At 47.3% G+C, this 2,694-nt stretch carries 2 protein-coding genes and 1 pseudogene; 2 read left to right on the plus strand and 1 reads right to left on the minus strand.

What is annotated here, in order from left to right; all coding sequences use genetic code 11:
• Window positions 1-632, plus strand: a pseudogene (locus ACTIE6_RS09450) (glycoside hydrolase family 20 zincin-like fold domain-containing protein); the annotation flags it as partial.
• Window positions 633-650: 18 nt separating this feature from the next.
• Here ACTIE6_RS09450 and ACTIE6_RS09455 read toward each other — a convergent pair.
• Window positions 651-1,070 carry a BLUF domain-containing protein gene (locus tag ACTIE6_RS09455; RefSeq protein ID WP_439556404.1) on the minus strand — a complete coding sequence of 140 codons (420 nt, stop codon included), beginning with the start codon at window positions 1,068-1,070 and terminating at the stop codon, window positions 651-653.
• A gap of 231 nt (window positions 1,071-1,301) precedes the next feature.
• Here ACTIE6_RS09455 and ACTIE6_RS09460 point away from each other — a divergent pair.
• On the plus strand, window positions 1,302-2,694 hold a 1,393-nt coding region (locus ACTIE6_RS09460; protein WP_439556405.1), incomplete at its 3' end, for a TonB-dependent receptor plug domain-containing protein.

Here is a 2,694-nt window from a genome sequence, read left to right on the forward strand (position 1 = left end):
AAAAAGATCAGACTCTGCCCTTATTGCCTGTTCCTGCTTCCGGAACACTGGCGATTTCTGACAAGACTTATCCCGTAAATGCGCAACGTTTTGAAACAGCAAAAGCAATGCTCCCGCGCAATGCCTACGCGCTTCAATTGCTTCAACAAAATAAATCACTGGCCAAAACGCAACTTTATAATATTGAAGTGCTGAAATCCGTTGCGGCGATCTGCGGACAGAATTTACGGATGCTCGTTGCATTGAACAATGTAACAGATTTATTAAAAGAAGCCTCTGCGTTGAGCGCCAATCCAAAGGTGGCAGTTCAGAAACTGGATGCAGCCATGAATTTGGTCAGCAAAATGAAAACGCAGCGTGACAGCACATTTGCCTTGGTTGAAAAAACGTGGTTCAAAGAATGGCACCCACTGGTGGAAGAGGCAAACGGTCGCAAGTTTTTGCAACAGGTTGACGATATCAAAGACCACCAGCCGGTGCGCACCATTGATTTGAGCTATCTTATTTACAGAGAACTACATTACCCGCTCGATCAGTGGTGGAACGACGTAAAAAAGGTACGGAACGAATATGCGCAGCAACATCACTTACCGCTGATGAATAAGGATCTTAACTGGCAACAGTACAGATAAACCGGGATTGGAAAGCTTTCAATTCCGGTGATTGTTCCGGAAAAAGGTTTGCAGCAGCGAAAGGATCTTGTTATCTGAATGTTGGTCAATGTACGGATTGTTCACAAACATAAGCTGATCCTTCAACTCGTCCATATTGCGACTGTTCGGGGTAATGTACCCCATTGCCCATTTTTCAAACGATCTCGCATTTACCTCGCCCTGAAAAAGCGTGATAACCTGCGTGTGGCGCGCATCATTTTTGATTTTATCAAACAGCGGACTCACAGTATCCTTCGGTCCTTCGAGGACTTGAATGATACTGCCGTTGCAATACAGCAAGGCACCCGTGATATTCAGTAAAGCATTGTTCTTCCGGCTTTGTTCGAGTATCGTCCCTAGTTCAGGCTCGTCTGCAAGCCTCTTCGCTGAACTTAAATATACGATGGAGTGGATCATGAAGTAATTTGTAGAATTATATGTCACCTAAGGTAATATAACCTGTCGTAAATACCTTTTAAAATTTTCCGCGTACCTGACAACATTCGTACCAGCGCAACGCGTCAAGCCACGAATTTTAGTGATACCGTTCCGCATTACTCCCTCTCGCGTCATTACCATTCCCGTAAACGTCATTTTAGCTGATTAGCGGCTCCTATATTTGCACTCAATATAATTAGTCTAAATAAGGTGCAATTAAATTTACTCTTCGCGGCATTACTTACCCTGCTTTACATCCCATCCGCCGCACAGACTACGCCGAAAACGGCGACGATCAAAGGCACGGTAAAGGATGATAAAGGTGCGGTGATCAGCTTCGTGACGGTCCGCATTGATGGTACCAGCATTGCTACTTTCTCGGAAACCGACGGTACGTTCCAGCTCAAAGAGGTGCCTTACGGAAACCAGGATCTTGTGATTACATCTGTGGAGATCAAATCAAAAACGACCAAAATCCACGTTAACAAGCCTTTGCACGAGATCAACCCGGTAGTAACGCGGACCGCTTTGGACCTGAATGAAGTGCAGATTGTTCAAAAAACAGAGAAGAAGGAAATTGAAACAACCGGCTTTGCCGTGGCAGTAATAGAAACCAAAGAAGCTTCTTTACGCAACCTGACCACCCATGAACTGCTCGACCGGGCCGTGGGCGTGCGTGTTCGTCAGAATGGCGGAATTGGTTCGCGGGTGGAGTATAACCTGAATGGGATGTCGGGCAGTGCGGTGGGTATTTTTCTGGACGGGATCGAGATATCCACTTACGGGTCTTCCTTCAATCTGAACAACATCCCGCCGGCGATGATCGAGCGCATTGAAGTGTACAAAGGGGTACTCCCCTCCCACCTCACAGGTGATTATGTGGGCGGCGCGATCAATGTGGTGTTGAAAAAAGATGCTTCACAAAACAACATTACGGCCGCTGTGGCTTACGGTTCGTTCAATACATTCCAGTCTGATATTTCAGGGATTTACCGGAATAAACAAACCGGGTTCACTACGAGGGCGTCGGGTTTTTATACGTATACAGACAATAGTTACACCACCTGGGGCAAGTTTTCCAAGTTTGTACATCCGGACAGAACATTGGAGCGTTACTACCGAGCCAGGAGGTTCAATAATCAGTACAGATCCATTGGCGGAAGGTTTGAGGTCGGATTTACCAATGTAAAATGGGCTGACCAGTTCTTCCTTGGCTACAACGTTTCTGATACTTACAGCGAAATACCGCACGGAACAACCATGGCGCGGCCTTATGTGGGCAGGTTTGGCGAGTACCGCGCCAATGTCGTGAGCCTGAACTATAACAAAAACAACTTCCTGGTAAAGGGACTGGCCGTCAATGTGAATGCAGTAAGAAGTTACCGGAGCACCTACGTGCAGGACACAGTCGGGCAGGTTTACAACTGGGACGGTAATCCAAGAATGCTGATCAGGAACGGGCAGGTGGTACCGGTGCCACCTACGCCCGGAATGGGCCAGCAGGGCGAGAAGAGCATTGTGGAAGTGAACAGGCAAATCACCAATATGCGGACGAACCTGGGTTACACCCTTTTCCCAGGCCACCGCATTTCGCTGAACCACA

Source organism: Dyadobacter sp., from assembly GCF_051859145.1.
Taxonomy (GTDB): Bacteria; Bacteroidota; Bacteroidia; order Cytophagales; family Spirosomataceae; genus Dyadobacter.

Bases quoted from the DNA above. Each gene is read 5' to 3' on its own strand.
- ACTIE6_RS09455 (WP_439556404.1), bottom strand. From the start codon at position 1,070: ATGATCCACTCCATCGTATATTTAAGTTCAGCGAAGAGGCTTGCAGAC.